The organism is Planococcus chinensis (assembly GCF_020071995.1).
Taxonomy (GTDB): domain Bacteria; phylum Bacillota; class Bacilli; order Bacillales_A; family Planococcaceae; genus Planococcus; species Planococcus chinensis_A.
This window is the reverse complement of record NZ_JABWTK010000031.1, coordinates 1-667: the sequence shown is the minus strand read 5'-3', so window position 1 is coordinate 667 and position 667 is coordinate 1. Positions and strand designations below refer to the sequence as shown.

Sequence of the window (667 nt, the reverse complement as noted above, 5' to 3'; positions counted from 1 at the left end):
TTTGGGACCAAGGGGTCGCAGGTTCGAATCCTGTCTTCCCGACCATTCAATGGGGCCTTAGCTCAGCTGGGAGAGCGCCTGCCTTGCACGCAGGAGGTCAGCGGTTCGATCCCGCTAGGCTCCACCAACTATTATATTAAAGATCCTGGCGGCGTAGCTCAGCTGGCTAGAGCGTACGGTTCATACCCGTAAGGTCGGGGGTTCGATCCCCTCTGCCGCCACTTTTTTAGGACCTTTAGCTCAGTTGGTTAGAGCAGACGGCTCATAACCGTCCGGTCGCAGGTTCGAGTCCTGCAAGGTCCACCATTTATTATTATCACGGAGGAATACCCAAGTTTGGCTGAAGGGATCGGTCTTGAAAACCGACAGGGGAGTCAAATCCCGCGGGGGTTCGAATCCCTCTTCCTCCTCCATTTATTTTAAAATGTGTGGACTATCATTTTTAAACTTCTATATATAATAGAAGAAACTCAATTATTATTGTCGCGGGGTAGAGCAACGAGCCGTATGAAAACGGCGAAGTTACACCGAAGCAGCCGAAAGGCGATGCAGGTGTCCATCAAGCGAAAAGCGTAAGAGTAACAATGTATCACCTATATTATTGTCGCGGGGTAGAGCAGTTCGGTAGCTCGTCGGGCTCATAACCCGGAGGTCGCAGGTTCAAATC

General features: G+C 50.8%; 4 tRNA genes. All 4 read left to right on the top strand.

The window, feature by feature from the left end:
- Positions 1-51 precede the first annotated feature (51 nt).
- The 4 genes from HU147_RS19130 to HU147_RS19115 all read left to right on the top strand — a co-directional run bounded on the left by HU147_RS19130 (position 52) and on the right by HU147_RS19115 (position 413).
- Positions 52-127: transfer RNA gene (locus HU147_RS19130), tRNA-Ala, on the top strand.
- A 20-nt stretch (positions 128-147) separates the two neighbouring features.
- Positions 148-221 (top strand) — tRNA-Met (locus tag HU147_RS19125).
- Between the two features lie 8 nt (positions 222-229).
- A tRNA-Ile gene (locus tag HU147_RS19120) sits at positions 230-306 on the top strand.
- 14 nt (positions 307-320) lie between these two features.
- Positions 321-413 (top strand) — tRNA-Ser (locus HU147_RS19115).
- Positions 414-667: the final 254 nt, after the last annotated feature.